Source organism: Pseudomonas sp. BJP69, assembly GCF_007633355.1.
GTDB classification, from domain to species: domain Bacteria; phylum Pseudomonadota; class Gammaproteobacteria; order Pseudomonadales; family Pseudomonadaceae; genus Aquipseudomonas; species Aquipseudomonas juntendi.
In genome coordinates this window covers 4,368,920-4,383,082 of sequence record NZ_CP041933.1, presented here as the reverse complement: position 1 = coordinate 4,383,082, position 14,163 = coordinate 4,368,920, and the positions used below count along the sequence as shown (strand labels likewise).

Here is a 14,163-nt window from a genome sequence, read left to right as displayed (position 1 = left end):
GCGAACACCGGCGTAGCCGGTGCCAGCCACCGCGTTGGGTTTTTCGCGGGCTCGCCCGCTCCCACACAGGCCGCGTCGCGCTTGCGGCAGGTGTTTGCCACAAGCTATGCAGCGCCTGGCCTGGGCGTGACGCGGCCGTGGGTGGCCAAGGTATGCCTGGCCGCACGGCACACGGTAGAATGAGCGTTCCGCTACCCAAGGCCCCTTTGTCCATGCCCGCCAGTTATTCCGCTTCCGCCGCGCCGGACGCACTCGCCCAGTTCCTCGACCTGCTGAACGCTGCCCTGCAGGGCGGCACGTTAAGCAAGCTGGTGCTGGCGCGCCATGTCGGTGCCGACCAGACCCTGCAACGAATCATCGCCAAGCCGCTGCAGGTCAAGGGCCAGCCCTGCCTGTCGCTGGTCTACCGTCACCAGACCCGAGACATCACCCGCAACCTGGCCCTGGACGATGCCTTGACGCTGGTGGCCGAGTTGCTGCCGGGCAGCTTCCGTAACGCCCACCTCTTCGATGCCGACGGCGAAGTACAGCTGACCTTCAGCAAGAAGGGCAAGCCGATGCTTCAGCGCCATGGCGCACAAGCCCCGCGCGAGGCCGCGCCCGCCAGTGGCCATGACCGTGAGAAAAAACGCTACCTGGAGCTGTCGCGCCCATTCCTGAGCGACCTTGGCGTGACCGACGCGCAGGGGGCACTGATCCCGTCCATGTCGCGCAAGTGGAAGCAGATCAACAAGTTCATTGAGGTCTTCGACCACGCCCTGGCCAGCGCCCCGGTGCCGGCACAGCAGGTACTGCGGGTGGCCGACTTTGGCTCGGGCAAGGGCTACCTGACCTTCGCCATGCATGATTACCTGCGCAATACGTTGGGCCGCGAAGCGCAGGTGACCGGGGTTGAACTGCGCCAGGACATGGTCGACCTGTGCAACGCCGCCGCGGTGCGGCTGCAGCATGCGGGCCTGGAGTTCCAGTGTGGTGACGTGCGCAGCGTGGTGCCCGACGCCATCGAGGTGATGATCGCCCTGCATGCCTGTGACATCGCCACCGACTATGCCATCCATACCGGCATCCGCAGCAATGCCGCGATCATCATGTGTTCGCCGTGCTGCCACAAGCAGATCCGCCCGCAACTGCACAGCCCGGGCCTGCTGCAGCCAATGCTGCAATACGGCCTGCACCTGGGCCAGCAGGCCGAAATGCTCACGGACAGCTTGCGGGCGCTGTACCTGGAGGCCTGTGGTTATGAGACCAAGGTATTCGAGTTCATCTCCCTGGAGCACACCAACAAGAACAAGATGATTCTTGCGGTGAAGCGGCGCCAGCCGGGCGACAACCGTGCGCTGCTGGAGAAAATCGCTCAGCTCAAGGCGTTCTATGGGGTGCAGGAGCATTGCCTGGAGACGCTGTTGCGAGTTGACGGGCTGCTTTGAGGCGGCACTGGCCCCTTCAACAGGCGTTTGAAGCTGGCCTCAACCTCGGGTGAACACGGCTTCGATAGACAGCGATGCCTGGCCCAGCGGATGGGTCGTGGCATCGAAGAAGTGCAGTGACGTGCCCGGCATGGCGCCCAGGCGATCGACGAAATGCTGCTTCTGGTTGATCACCGACGCTTCACTCAACGGCCGAATGGCGATCGCCAGGTGCTTGGGCCCGGCCATTCGAATGGCGTCGAGCAGGTGCTGGTCAGTGCTGTCCAGGTGCTGCCCGAACAGGCACAGGCCACGGTGTTCCTGGGCCAGCTGCCCCAGGCACCAGCTCAGGTAGTCCGAGTGGCGGATGGCGCGCAGTTTCTCGTCGCTGCGGTCTTCATTGACGAACAGCGGCACCTCACCGGGAATGTTCACGGCAAAACCTTCCAGCAGCTCGGCGCTCTCGGCGCTGCGTTGACGGGTGGTGCCGTCGGGTTGCTTGAGCAGGTGCAAGCCACCGTGCAGGTGCATCACCCGGGTACCCTCGCTGCTGCGCCGGCGCACATCAAAGTAACCCTGCTCGTCGAACAGGTCGGCGAAGCCCTGAGGGGCATGTTGCAGGGCCCAAGGCAGCAGCAGGTCGTAGTTGCTGGTGTAGACGCTGCGATAGCCACGCAAGGCCTGATTGAGCACGGCCAGGGTTGCCGGAGGCATCAGCCGCCAGGGCAGATGCACGGTGCGCACGGCGTGGATCAGCGCTTCCTTGATCGAGTAATAGCGGTTGAGCGGCGCAGTGGAGTTGATGGCGAGCGCAGCATTGGCGCGCACGGTGGTGTTGAGCGCGCTGAGCACCGGTTCGAACAGCTCCGTGCCCAAGGACTTGAACAGGGCCTGGTCGCTGATCGCCAGGCCTTTCTTGCGACCGGCGCGTTGCGCCTCCTCGAACAGCGAGAAATAGCCGAACGGCTTCCACACTGCGCGGCTGGCGCCGTTACCCAGCAGCAGGGCATCGCAGGGGTGGCGGGCGGCAAGTTCCGGCCAGGGCAGGAGTGGGGCGTCGAGTGCAGGCATGCTGGGTCCATTGGTGGTGCGGGCGCGGGGCGACTTTAGCATGTCAGGCGGGGGCAAGGGGTATCAACCCTGCCTGGCCGTCGGCACGCTGCGCTTACGGTTACGCCATACCCGGTAGGCCCGGATGCCGGCGCGCACCGAACCGAACAGCAATTTGTCCTCCATCTCGCGCGCCATGCCCGAGCGCACCAGCATGCGCAGGAAGCTGCCGCGGGCACGGGCGATGGCGAAGAAAATGCCCTGCGCGGCCAGGGTGTCGCGCACTTCACGCAATGCGGCCATGCCGCTGACATCGATACTGGTCACGGCCTCGGCATCGAACAACACGGCCTTGGGCTGGGCCTCGCCTTGCACCGCCTCGAGAAGGCGCATCTTGAAGTAGTCGGCATTGAAGAACAGGATTGCGTCGTCAAAACGGTAGACCACCAGGCCGGGCACCGTCCGCGCATCCTTGAACTTGCGAATGTCGACCTGGCCTTCGGTGCCCGGCAGCCAGCCGAGCACGGCGTCGGTAGGCTGGTAGATGCTGTACAGCAGGCGCAGTATCGCCAAGGTCACGGCAAACACGATGCCGGGCAGCACGCCCAGCCCCAGCACCCCCACGGTGGTCAGCAGGCACAGCCAGAATTCGAAACGGCTCAGGCGCCGAATGTGGCCCAGTGACTTGATATCGATCAGCCCCCAGCCAGCCATCAGCAGCACCGCGCCCAGCGCCGCCTGAGGGATCCACGCCATGGGCGCGGTGAAAAACAAAAGGATCAAGGCGATCACCAGGGCGGCGACGATGCCGACCAGCTGGCTTTTGCCCCCGACCATGTCGTTGACGGCGGTGCGCGAATCGGCACCGCTGATGGCAAAACCCTGGGAAACCCCGGCGGCCAGATTGCTCACGCCCAACGCCACGAACTCGTGGTTGGCGTTGATGGCGTAGCCATGCCGGGCAGCGAAACTGCGCGCGGTGAGCATGGCGCTGCAGAAACTGACCGTGGCGATACCCAGGGCGTCGCGCAGCAGGCTTTTCATTTCTGCCAGGTTGCTGTGTGGCCAGGCCAGTTGCGGGATGCCGGCCGGCACCGGGCCGAGTATGGCTACGCCGAAGCGGTCGAGGCCGAACAGACCCGCCAGCAGCATGAACAGCGCCACCACCGTTAGCGCGGCCGGCAGGCGCGGGTAGCGGCGTGGCAGCCAGATCAGCAGGCCTAGGGCGGCCAGGCCGATGCACAACGTCAACCCGTGAATTTCGCCCAGGCGTTGGAGGAAGTTGATCAGGCTGAGGATGAAACCGTCGCCCTCGATGCTGAACCCCACCACCTTGGACAACTGCCCGGCGATCAGGCTCAGGCCGATACCGTTGAGGTAGCCGATCAGAATCGGGCGCGAGAAGAAGCTGGCGATGAACCCGGCCCGCGCCAGGCCAGCGGCAATCAGCATGACCCCGACCAGTACGGTGACGATGACCGACAGCTCGGCAGTGCGTTGCGGGTCGCCCAAGGCCAGCGGCGCCACGGCCCCGGCAATCATGGCGCAGGTAGCCGCGTCGGGGCCGACCATCAACTGGCGCGAGCCCCCGATCAGCGCGTAGACCATCATCGGCAGCACACAGGCGTACAGGCCGTACTGCGGCGGCAAGCCCACGATCTGGGCGTAGGCGATGGCAATCGGGATCTGGATGGCTGCCACCGACAGCCCTGCCTGCAGGTCGGCGTGCAGCCATTCGCGGCGGTAGTGCAGCAGGTTGGCAAGGCCCGGTAGCCAGCGGGAGAGCAACATGCGTCGTCCTTTCGAAATGTTTCACGAAACCCTGGGCGCATTGAAACGGATCGACAGGCAATTGGCCATGCTGCTGATCATCGAAAGCAGCAGATCGAAGCGATTGGCAGAAACGAAAAAAGGAGCGAACGCTCATTTTGACAGCGATGACGTTGCCGGAACGCCATGCGGGGGAATGTAATGTGGAGCGGGTAGAGGGAATCGAACCCTCAACTAAAGCTTGGGAAGCTTTCGTTTTACCACTAAACTATACCCGCCTTACGCCGCACTTTTTACCAGAACCCTGCGCGAAATAGAAGCCCACGTTATAAAAAAAGCGTGTCGGCGCCTCATGCCGGCGGGTATCCGCACCAAGGCGCCGAGTTGCTCAGATAGCCAGTGCATGCTGCCCCTGTTGCAGCGGCTGGTAACGTTGCCGGGCTTCACGCAGGGTTGGCTTGAGGAAGCCCAGCATGGCATTGCGGGTGTCCTCGCAGGCGGCCTTGGTCTCCATGTCCAGAAAGTGTCCTGCACCGCGGATAACCCCAAACTGGCTGCGCCCCACGTGTTTGCCGAACTGCCGTGCATCTGCGGCCGTGGTGTACTCGTCGCGTTCACCATTGATGAACAACACCGGAATATCGATAGCGCGCGCGCCATCCAGTGCCCGTGCCAGGTCATGTTGCAGCACCTGGTTGATGTGGAAGTGCATCTGCGCGTATTCGTGGCTGTCCAGGCTGCTGACGTGCCGGTAGTTGAACCGCTTGAACAGCGACGGCAGGTACTTGCCGATGGTGTCGTTGATCAGGTTGCCGACTTGATAGCGGTCGCAGGCGGCCAGGTACTGGCAACCGCGCGCCAGGTAGTCGCGCATTGGTTCATTGATCACCGGCGAGAACGAACTCACCACGGCCTTCTTCACATACCGCGGCTGGTGCGCCAGTGCCAGTAGCGTGCTGGCACCGCCCCACGAGAACGACATCACGTGGTCGGCCTGGAAGTGATCGATCAGTTCAAGGAGGATATGCGCCTCGGTCTCCTTGCTGATCAGCCGTTCGTGGCGGTTGTGCGGTTTGGATTTGCCCGCGTAGGGCTGGTCGAACAGGACGACATTGAACTGCGGGTGCAGGTTGCGCACCGTCTGGGCGAACGAGGCTGTGGTGGCCAGCGAGCCGTTGATCAGGATGATCGTATTCTCAGCCGCATCCGCGCGATAGAACTCCGTGTAAACCCGATACTGACCTTGAATATCAAGTACAGCGATTTCTGGCCTCATGTCATCGACTCCTGGCGCAAAAAGGGTATTCGCGTCACCTGGTGGCTTGTCGCGGCAACGGGTCGTTCACTGTTGGCGGCGGCTTGGCCGAACACTCAAGCCACTTCCAAAGAGAGCGCATTCCCGAAACAGGACATCAGGGTGCACGTTCTTTATGACAGGTAGGCATTCGCCTGAAGAGTAACCGGGGCCCTGTGTCGATCCTTGGCACTTGCGTCGACGGTGTTGTTGTATGGCGGGCAATCTGCCGTGCCCCAAGGCATCTAGGCCCTGGGTGGCCGACAAAAAGTGTCTGGGTCTACGATCGTGACTTAGCGGTCACATGCAGACTGACGATTGGGATTCAAGCAGGGGGGCGGGGATCCTGCAAGTGCCGTTCGGGCTTAATTGTGACGTTTGGCGCTGAGCGGTCGTATGGCGCGCGCTCAGCGGTAGGTTGCGCGAGTTCGCGGGCGGGCTAGACGGTGCCTATTTCTTCCGGCGTGAGTTGCCGAAAGGCCCCAGGCGCCAACCCCGGGTCGAGCCGGATCGCCCCCATGCTCTCCCGGTGCAGCCCCACGACCTTGTTGTCGAAAAAACCGAACATGCGTTTGACCTGGTGATAGCGCCCTTCGACAATCGCCAGCCGCGCCTGCCGCGGCCCTAGAATGTCCAGCTGGGCGGGCTGGGTGGTGAGGTTCTCAAAGGCGAAGTAGAAGCCTTCACGGAACTTGGCCACATAGTGCTCGGCAATCTCGTCCTCGGTTTCCACCAGGTACTGCTTGGGCAGCTTGGTCGCTGGCTGGGTCAGGCGGCGCGACCACTGGCCATCGTTGGTCAGGATCATCAGGCCGGTGGTGTTGAAGTCCAGGCGCCCGGCGATGTGCAGGTCTGCACGCAGCGCCGCCGGCAACAGCTCGAGCACAGTGGGGTGCTGTGGGTCGTGGGTCGCGCTCACGCAGCCGGCCGGCTTGTGCAGCATCAGGTAGCGCGCCGGGCGGCCAGCCTGCAGCAACTGCTCGTCCAGTTGCACCTGGCTGAACTCCCGCACCTCGGCCAGCGGGTCGCTGATGACCTGGCCATCCAGGCGCACACGGCGCTGGGCCAGCATCAGCCGGGCTTGCTGGCGGTTGCAGTGGGGCAGGTTGGCAAGGAAACGATCGAGGCGCATGGCTTGGCGTCAGCTGGAAGGGCGTGATTGGAGTTGGTCTTCAACGGCGGCGCAGCGCGGGCACAGGCAGGTCTTGTCCCGCAGCGCGGCGGGCAGTGCCTGGAGCACGCTCGGGTCGATGGTCACACCGTAGCACCAGCAGGCCTGGGGGGCGCGGCGTGGGTCGGCCAGGCTGCAGTGGTTGAGCGCGCCGCAAGCGGGGCAGTGTTGCTGATCAGTCATGGGGTTTCGCTACAGACACGGTTGCGGCCAGCCTGTTTGGCACGATAAAGGGCACGGTCGGCGCGGGTCAGCAGGGCGTGCAGGGTATCCCCCGGTCGAAGGCTGCTCAGGCCGATGCTGGTGGTCAGGCGCAGTGGCTGGTCGTCGTAGCTGAAGGTCAGCTGTTCGGTGCGCTGGCGGATCTTTTCGGCCACCTCGATGGCGTGCCGACCCTCGGCTTCACGCAGCAGCACGATGAATTCCTCGCCACCCCAGCGGCACAGTATATCCGACTGGCGCAGGCTGCTTTGCAGCACATTGGCGAACTGGCGCAGCACTTCGTCGCCTGCCAGGTGGCCATGGGTATCGTTCAGCGCCTTGAAGTGGTCCAGGTCGAACAGCAACGCCACCAGTGGGCCACTGTCGCGCTGGGCTTCGCGCAGGGCCTGGGCAGCCAGCAGGTCGAAGCTGCGCCGGTTGAGCAGGCCGGTGAGGCTGTCGAGGGTCGCCAGGGCCTCAGTGCTGGCCTGATGGCGGCGGACCATGGCGTGTACCAGTGCCAGTACCACCAGGGTGATCATGGTGCAGATCGCCAGGTTCAGGTACAGCGAGTGACGAATGCGATCGAGCGCGCCGGTTTCCCGTTTGTCCACCAGCAGGTACCAGTCCAGCTCAGGCAACTGGCGCACGTTGAGGAAGTGGCTGTGCTGGTCGCTGTCACGGTACTCGTGGCTGCCTTCACTGGGTACAGGCCGTTCGGCCAGCAGGTCCTGCAGTTCGGGGTTGGCACTGAGCTGCTGGCCCACCTGTAGGCCACGCGGGCCGCCTGCCGAGCCGGTCAGCAGCACCTTGCCCTTGGCGTCGGTGAACAGCACCGCGCGCTGGTAGCGTTGTTGATAGCGGTCGATCAGCTTGACCACCGACGATACGCTCAGGCCGACACCGGCGGCGCCGATGAAGCGTTGCTGATAGTCATGCACCTGATAGTTGATGAATACGGTCAGGCTGTCATGGTTGGCCATGTCGAGGTCGACGTTGATCTCATAAGGCGCCTTGAGGTCACGCAGGCGGAAGTACCAGGCGTCGCGCCAGGCGCCAGGGTCGACATGCTTGAGCACCCCCTTGGCCTGGTAGTAGGTCAGGGTGCGGTCGGACACGAAAAATGAGGTGAAGGTGTCCTGCTTGCCCATGACCTCCCCCAGGTAGCGGGTCATGCGTGCGGTGTCCTGCTCGCCGGACAGCACCCAGTCGCGCAGGAAGGTGTCCTGGGCCATCATCGAGGCGATCAGTACCGGGCGAATCAGGTCTTTCTGGATTTCCGAGTAGACCGTGTCGGAGGTCAGCGGCAACTCGGTATTGATGATGCCGTCACGGATAGCGCTGCGCGAAGCGAAGTAACTGAGCAGCGAGGTGGCGAGAAAGCCGCAGGCCAGCAGCAACAGGAGGGTGAAGATCAGCGAACGCTGCGAAAACAGGGTGGAACGTAAAGGCATGATCTTCCCATGATGTGTGCCGAGCCGCCCATTCTAGTGAGGTGGCCTTGAAATGACTGCAAGTTTTTCGGTGCCCGGGCAGCTGTATCAAATTATTGCAGGAATGGCACTGCACCTTGTTACCGGTGTCTTATTCAATGTCGATGAACACATTTCGCATCGACGCCCGACAGCGCCGCTGTGCGGGCACTCCAGCGGTCCAGGAGGCCGCCATGTCCTATCGAATCCTGTTGATCGCCCTGCTGGGGTCGATGACTTCCGCCTGCGCGCCTTACTACGAGAGTGGCAGCTACTACCGCTCCGACTATTACACCAGCGACCGCTATGCAGCGCCCGGGTACTACCGTTATGACCGTTACTACGTGGCGCCACAGCCACGCTACTACTACCAGCCGGCACCACGCTACTACTACCAGCCCGCCCCGCGTTACCGCTATCAGCCCGCACCCAACTACCGGCCGCAGCCTCGCCCGCCGGTGACCCAGTGGCACGGTAACCCACGTCATGACTATGGCAACCGCCAGCGTGATGACTACCGGGGTGACCGGAACCGGCACGACTACCGCGATGGCAGCCAGCGCTACCCGCGGGGCGGCTGGCAATCCAATGGGCCAGGCAATGGCGGTGGGCCAGGTGATGGGCCGCGCGGGCAGGGGCAATGGCAGCGCTAGGCAGCCACTGCACTAACCCAGGTCCGCCAGCGGGTGCCTGCCCTCCCACACCTTGGCGAAGTGCGCCTCAACCACCGCTGCGGGCACCTGCGCCACATCCGGCCAGTGCCAGCGCGGCTGGTTGTCCTTGTCCAGCAGGCGGGCGCGTACCCCTTCACTGAACTCCGGGTGGCGGCAGCAGTTCAGGCTCATGCAGTACTCCATCTGCAACACTTGCGCCAGTGACAGGTGTCGCGCCCGGCGAATCTGCTCCCAAACCAGATGGGCGGTCAGCGGGCAGCCTTGCTGCAGCCGTTGGCCGGCGTCGGCCAGCAATGGGTCGTCATGGTGCTTCAGGTTTTCCAGCGCGCGCCATGCGGCAGCCGCATCGGCAACATCGAGCAACGCGTCGATCACTGCCCGGCGCGGCAACCATTGAGCGGCCGGTAATTCGGCACACACGCGGTGCTGTTCGGCCTTGAGCAGGCTGTTGAGCTGCAACGCGGTGTGTTCCTGCCAGTTCAGTTGCAGCAGCTCATCGACCAGGGTTTCTTGCTGGTGCTCACCCAGGAAGCGGTCGGCCAAACCCAGGTCCAGGGCATCGCGGGCGTTGAGCGGGGCGCCGGTCAGGCCAAGGAACAGCCCCAGTTTGCCTGGCAGCCGGGCCAGGAACCAGCTGGCGCCCACGTCCGGGTACAAGCCGATGCTGACCTCCGGCATGGCCAAACGGCTGCTGGGTGTGACAATGCGCACGTTGGCGCCTTGCAGTAACCCCATGCCGCCGCCCAGAACATGGCCATGCCCCCAGCACAGCAAAGGTTTGGGGTAGGTGTGCAGGCTGTAGTCCAGGCGGTATTCGGCGGCGAAGAAGGTGGCGGCCAGCGGTGGCACGCTGCCAGGTTGATCGCGGCAAGCCTGGGCCAGCGCGCGCACATCACCCCCCGCGCAGAATGCCTTGGCGCCGCTGCCACGCAACAGCACGCAGACCACCCCGGGGTCGCGCGCCCACGCCTGCAGCTGGTCGCCCAGCGCCTCGATCATGGGCAGGGTCAGGGCATTGAGCGCCATGGGCGCATCGAGGGTGGCGATGCCCATGCGGGCGCCATCGGCGCCGGTAAGCACCTCGCAATGAATGGTCATGGACTACCTCGCGCAAGTCATCGCCCAAGTATGGCTTGGATGGCCAATCATGCCGGTCGTCGGTCGGATCGTTTGACAAGCGGGTAGGGCTTACCTAGTGTCGCGCCATTGTTTATGGAAGGCCCCATGACTGACGACGACCGTATCAAACTCGAACCCAGCTGGAAGGCCGCGTTGCGCGGTGAGTTCGACCAGCCCTACATGCATCAGCTGCGCGAGTTCCTGCGTAGCGAGTACGCTGCCGGCAAGCAGATCTACCCGCCAGGGCCGCTGATCTTCAACGCGCTCAACTCGACACCGCTGCAACAGGTGAAAGTGGTGATCCTCGGCCAGGACCCTTACCACGGGCCGGGCCAGGCGCACGGCTTGTGCTTCTCGGTGCAACCCGGGGTGGCCACGCCGCCGTCGCTGGTCAATATCTACAAAGAGTTGCAGCGGGACCTGAACATCCCGATCGCCAGCCACGGCTACCTGCAAAGCTGGGCCGAGCAAGGCGTGCTGCTGCTCAACACCACCATGACGGTCGAGCGCGCGAATGCGGCCTCGCATGCCAAGAAAGGCTGGGAGCACTTTACCGACCGGATCATCCAGGTCGTCAGCGAGCAGTGCCCGCACGTGGTGTTTCTGCTGTGGGGCGCCCATGCGCAGAGCAAGCAGAAGCTGATCGATGGCACCAAGCACTTGGTGCTGAAGTCGGTGCACCCGTCACCGTTGTCGGCTTACCGCGGCTTTCTCGGCTGCGGGCACTTCAGCCGCACCAACAGCTTCCTCGAGCAGCGCGGGCTGGCGCCGATCAACTGGGCGTTGCCGCCGTTGTAGTCATGTGGAATGGCGCAGCGCCTGGCCAGCGGGTTCACCGCTCGCCGGGCGCTGCGTTCATCAAGGCCTGGCGTTCCACGCGCGGAACAATGGCTCGGCCAGGAACAGCACCAGCAGCAGCCGCATCACCTGCAGAGCCGTCACCAGCGGCACCGACAGCTGCAGTGTCTCTGCGGTCAGGCTCATTTCGGCAATCCCGCCTGGCATCATGCCCAGTGTCAGCGAGCGCAAGTCCAGTGCCGTCAGGACGCTCAGTGCCCAGGCGGCCAGGGCGGCAATGGCCATGCAAAATGCCGTGGCCAGCAGGGTGCGGGCGAGAAACGATGGGGCGCGGCGGAAGAATTCGCGGTTGAAGTGGCAGGCCAGGGCGCTGCCAATCAACCATTGGCCGATCTGGCTGGCGCCGTTGGGCAGGGCGATCTGCAGGTTGGTGGCCAGGCTCACCGAGGCGGCCACCAGCAGTGGCCCGAACAGCCATGGGTTGGGCTGGCGCAAGCGCTGCCACAGCAGGGCCACGGCAATGCCCAGCGGGGCAATCAGGGCCAACCAGCTCCAACTTACGCTGCCTGCGTGGTTGAGCGCGACGCCGTCGCCCAGCAGGTACTTGAATACTGCCGGTACGCACAACACCACAGCCAGCACCCGCAGGCTCTGCGCGGCCGCCACCTGGCTGAGCACCGCGCCGTTGCGCGCGCCAAGGTTGACCATCTCTCCCGAACCGCCGGGCATGCTGGCGAAGAACGCAGTGGCGCGGTCCTCGCCGCTGCGCCTGAGCAGCCACACGCTGATCACGCTGGTCACGGTAGTGAACACCGCGCTGAAGAAAATCAGGACGAAGTGGCTGGCGACCTGCTCGATCACCGCCGGGGTGAAGTGCAGGCCAATGCCGATGCCGATGACCCACTGCCCGCATTTGCGGCCATTGGGTATTTCCGGCAATTGCCAGGGCGTCAGGCAGCGCACCAGGATGATCGCCAGCAGCGAGCCGATCATCCACGGCAAAGGCCAGCCGACCTTGCTGGCGGCAAAACCCCCAGCAAGGCCGACCAGCCCGGTTGCAACGTACAGCGGCAGTGACCGGTCAGGCATCGGCCATGGCCCGACGCTGCTGCGCACGTTTGCGCCAGATGCGCAGCAGCGGCAGGGTCAGCATGCACAGGGTCAGCACCCATACCGACAGGCTGATGGGGCTTGACCAGAGGATGCCCAGTTCACCGTTGGAAATCGACAGCGCCCGGCGCAGGTTCTGTTCCATCAGGCCGCCGAGGATGAAGCCCAGCAGGATCGGCGACAGCGGGAAGTCCAGCTTGCGCAGGATGTAGCCCATGATACCGATGCCGACCATCAGGAACAGGTCGAAGGTGGTGGCATGCACGGCGTACACGCCGATTGCGGTGATGATGGCGATCACCGGCACCAGCGCCCAGTTTGGTACGGCCAGGATGCGGGTGAAGATGCGGATCATCGGGATGTTGAGGATCACCAGCATGATGTTGGCGATGAACAGCGAGGCGATCAGGCCCCAGACGATGTCTGGCTGCTGCTCGAACAGCAGGGGGCCTGGGGTGATGTTGTACAGGGTCAGTGCACCGATCATCACCGCGGTGGTACCGGAGCCCGGTACGCCCAGCGTCAGCATGGGCACCAGGGCGCCACAGCAGGAAGCACCAATGGCGGTTTCGGGTGCCGCCAGGCCACGGGCGTCGCCCTTGCCGAACTTGCCGCTGGTGCCGGCGAGGCGTTTTTCGGTCATGTAGGCCACGGCGCTGGCCAGCGTGGCGCCAGCGCCCGGCAGCACGCCCATGATGAAACCGAGCAGGCCGCAGCGGATATTCACCACGAACACCGAAGCCGCCTCCTTGAAGTTGAACAGCATGCGCCCGGTGGCCTTGACCGCCTGGTGGCCATGGTGGGTCTTTTCCAGCAGCAGGAGGATTTCGCTGATCGAGAACAGGCCCAGTACCAACACCACGAACTGGATGCCATCGGCCAGGTGCACGCTGTCGCCGGTGAAGCGGTAGACGCCGCTGTTGGCGTCGATACCGACCGCCGACAGGAACAGCCCGATCAATGCGGCAATGAAGGTTTTCAGCGGTTTGTCACCGGCCATGCCGCCCAGGCAGACGATGGCGAACACCATCAGCACGAAGTACTCGGCGGGGCCGAAGGCAATCGCCCATTTGGCCAGCAGGGGGGCGAACAGCACCATGCCGCAGGTGGCGATGAGCGCACCGATGAACGAACTCCAGGCCGACAGCGACAGGGCAACGCCAGCCAGGCCCTGGCGGGCCATCGGGTAACCGTCGAGGGTGGTCATCACGGTCGAAGCCTCGCCCGGGATGTTCAGCAGAATCGAGCTGATACGCCCGCCGTACTCGCAGCCCAGGTACACCGCTGCCAGCAGGATCAGCGCCGATTCTGGCGGCAGGCCGAGGGCGAAGGCAATCGGGATCAGCAGCGCCACGCCGTTGATCGGGCCCAGGCCCGGCAGCAGGCCGACCACGGTGCCGATCAAGGTGCCGGACAGGGCGGTGACCAGGTTATAGGGGGACAGGGCAACGCCGAAGCCCTGGCCCAGGTAGCTCAAGGTATCCATGTGTCAGTTCTCCAGTACGCTCAGCAGGCCAAGGGGCAGTGGCACGTCCATCACGCGGTCGAACAGCCAGTAGAGGAAGATGCTCATGCCCACCACCACCATGGCGCTGTGCAGCCAGCGGCCGCCATACAGGCGCGCCATGGGCAGGCCCACCAGGATGGCACTGAGAATGAAGCCCAAGGGTTCGAAGGTGGCGGCGAAAACCAGCAGCAGGCCGACACACGCGGCGATCTTGAACAGGGTCGCGCGGTCCAGTTCTGGTTCGTCGTCCTTGCGCACGATCGGCGTCGGGCGGATAGCCAGGTACAGCAGGCCCAGGCCCATCAGGCCGAGCATCAGCAGTGGGTAGGCACGCGGGCCCACCGGCTCGTAGGAAAACGCCGCCTGGTAGGGCCAGGCCATTATGGCAAGCACGGCGCACACCGCCAGCAAGACCAGGGCGAAGAGGCGTTGCAGGATCATGAATGAATCCTCGTTGGGATCGCTGTAGGAGCGGCCTTGCGTCGCGATCGGCCGCGAAGCGCCCGCAAAACCAGCCACTGCGATCTGTCTGAAGCATCGCAAGGCAGTCCCAGGGGCCGATTTGCGGCCCGATCGCGACGCAAGGCCGCT

General features: G+C 64.1%; 14 protein-coding genes and 1 tRNA gene. 4 read left to right on the top strand and 11 right to left on the bottom strand.

Annotation, left to right across the window (positions count from 1 at the left end):
* Window positions 1–212: 212 nt before the first annotated feature.
* Window positions 213–1,427, top strand: a complete 1,215-nt coding sequence (locus FPB55_RS20505; RefSeq protein WP_144189674.1) for an SAM-dependent methyltransferase — start codon at window positions 213–215, stop codon at window positions 1,425–1,427.
* Between the two features lie 39 nt (window positions 1,428–1,466).
* On the opposite strand, the gene FPB55_RS20500 is transcribed toward FPB55_RS20505, so the two are convergent.
* The gene (locus tag FPB55_RS20500) at window positions 1,467–2,477 is read right to left on the bottom strand and encodes a DUF4917 family protein (protein WP_144189167.1); all 1,011 of its coding nucleotides are present in this window, start codon (window positions 2,475–2,477) and stop codon (window positions 1,467–1,469) included.
* 63 nt (window positions 2,478–2,540) lie between these two features.
* Window positions 2,541–4,247 (bottom strand): SulP family inorganic anion transporter, encoded by a 1,707-nt coding sequence (locus FPB55_RS20495; RefSeq protein ID WP_144189165.1) that lies wholly within the window; start codon window positions 4,245–4,247, stop codon window positions 2,541–2,543.
* Between FPB55_RS20495 and FPB55_RS20490 the strand changes: the two genes are divergently transcribed.
* Window positions 4,246–4,428 (top strand): hypothetical protein, encoded by a 183-nt coding sequence (locus tag FPB55_RS20490; RefSeq protein WP_144189163.1) that lies wholly within the window; start codon window positions 4,246–4,248, stop codon window positions 4,426–4,428. The two genes, FPB55_RS20495 and FPB55_RS20490, sit on opposite strands and share 2 nt — an antisense overlap.
* Window positions 4,429–4,430: 2 nt before the next feature.
* Here FPB55_RS20490 and FPB55_RS20485 read toward each other — a convergent pair.
* From FPB55_RS20485 to FPB55_RS20465, 5 genes are all read right to left on the bottom strand, one after another.
* A tRNA-Gly gene (locus FPB55_RS20485) sits at window positions 4,431–4,504 on the bottom strand.
* A 110-nt stretch (window positions 4,505–4,614) separates the two neighbouring features.
* On the bottom strand, window positions 4,615–5,502 hold the full coding sequence (locus FPB55_RS20480) for an alpha/beta hydrolase (RefSeq protein WP_009683072.1): 888 nt from the start codon (window positions 5,500–5,502) through the stop codon (window positions 4,615–4,617).
* A 457-nt stretch (window positions 5,503–5,959) separates the two neighbouring features.
* Complete coding sequence (locus FPB55_RS20475; protein WP_144189161.1) at window positions 5,960–6,652, bottom strand: 16S rRNA pseudouridine(516) synthase; 693 nt, start codon at window positions 6,650–6,652, stop codon at window positions 5,960–5,962.
* A gap of 9 nt (window positions 6,653–6,661) precedes the next feature.
* Window positions 6,662–6,874 (bottom strand): cysteine-rich CWC family protein, encoded by a 213-nt coding sequence (locus FPB55_RS20470; RefSeq protein ID WP_144189159.1) that lies wholly within the window; start codon window positions 6,872–6,874, stop codon window positions 6,662–6,664.
* Complete coding sequence (locus FPB55_RS20465) at window positions 6,871–8,346, bottom strand: diguanylate cyclase (RefSeq protein ID WP_144189157.1); 1,476 nt, start codon at window positions 8,344–8,346, stop codon at window positions 6,871–6,873. The genes FPB55_RS20470 and FPB55_RS20465 overlap by 4 nt, the downstream gene beginning before the upstream one ends.
* A 212-nt stretch (window positions 8,347–8,558) precedes the next feature.
* On the opposite strand from FPB55_RS20465, the gene FPB55_RS20460 reads away from it, so the two are divergent.
* Window positions 8,559–9,017, top strand: coding sequence for a hypothetical protein (locus FPB55_RS20460; RefSeq protein WP_144189155.1), 459 nt, complete (start codon window positions 8,559–8,561; stop codon window positions 9,015–9,017).
* 12 nt (window positions 9,018–9,029) lie between these two features.
* Here the strand turns inward: FPB55_RS20460 and FPB55_RS20455 are convergent, their stop codons facing one another.
* Window positions 9,030–10,136, bottom strand: a complete 1,107-nt coding sequence (locus tag FPB55_RS20455) for an enoyl-CoA hydratase/isomerase family protein (RefSeq protein WP_144189153.1) — start codon at window positions 10,134–10,136, stop codon at window positions 9,030–9,032.
* Window positions 10,137–10,262: 126 nt separating this feature from the next.
* On the opposite strand from FPB55_RS20455, the gene ung reads away from it, so the two are divergent.
* Window positions 10,263–10,955 carry a uracil-DNA glycosylase gene (gene ung, locus FPB55_RS20450; RefSeq protein ID WP_009683066.1) on the top strand — a complete coding sequence of 231 codons (693 nt, stop codon included), beginning with the start codon at window positions 10,263–10,265 and terminating at the stop codon, window positions 10,953–10,955.
* 60 nt (window positions 10,956–11,015) lie between these two features.
* On the opposite strand, the gene FPB55_RS20445 is transcribed toward ung, so the two are convergent.
* Genes FPB55_RS20445 through FPB55_RS20435 form a run of 3 tightly spaced genes read right to left on the bottom strand, consistent with a single transcriptional unit; the run spans window position 11,016 to window position 14,013 of the window.
* Entirely contained in the window at window positions 11,016–12,044 is a 1,029-nt protein-coding gene (locus tag FPB55_RS20445) for an AbrB family transcriptional regulator (RefSeq protein ID WP_115295358.1), read from the bottom strand.
* On the bottom strand, window positions 12,037–13,551 hold the full coding sequence (locus tag FPB55_RS20440; RefSeq protein WP_009683064.1) for a tripartite tricarboxylate transporter permease: 1,515 nt from the start codon (window positions 13,549–13,551) through the stop codon (window positions 12,037–12,039). Before FPB55_RS20440 ends, FPB55_RS20445 begins: the two co-directional genes overlap by 8 nt.
* Before the next feature lie 3 nt (window positions 13,552–13,554).
* On the bottom strand, window positions 13,555–14,013 hold the full coding sequence (locus FPB55_RS20435) for a tripartite tricarboxylate transporter TctB family protein (protein WP_009683063.1): 459 nt from the start codon (window positions 14,011–14,013) through the stop codon (window positions 13,555–13,557).
* Window positions 14,014–14,163: the final 150 nt, after the last annotated feature.